At 50.7% G+C, this 268-nt stretch carries 1 protein-coding gene; it reads left to right on the plus strand.

Annotated features, from left to right (window positions below; genetic code table 11):
* Positions 1-5: 5 nt before the first annotated feature.
* The coding region (locus ACU8YC_RS28690; RefSeq protein ID WP_446896478.1) for an SUMF1/EgtB/PvdO family nonheme iron enzyme at positions 6-268 on the plus strand (263 nt) is incomplete at its 3' end.

Here is a 268-nt window from a genome sequence, read left to right on the forward strand (position 1 = left end):
CGCATATTCTGAAATTTCTTACTCCGGGGATATTTTTGCTGGCGCTGACCGGCTGTGATAACAGCTCCAGTGCGGAAAACCAGCAGCTCACCCAGGCGCTGGTGAAACGCTCGCTGGATAATATGGTTCCCGTCGCGGGCGGTGAGTTTTTAATGGGGGACTTCGGTCCGCTGATTGGGGAAAAGCTGCCCTTCAGCTCGAACCAGGATGATAAATACCTGCATAAGGTCAGGCTGAATGACTTTATGATTGGCAAATATAAGGTCAC

The organism is Citrobacter sp. VF227, assembly GCF_052950715.1.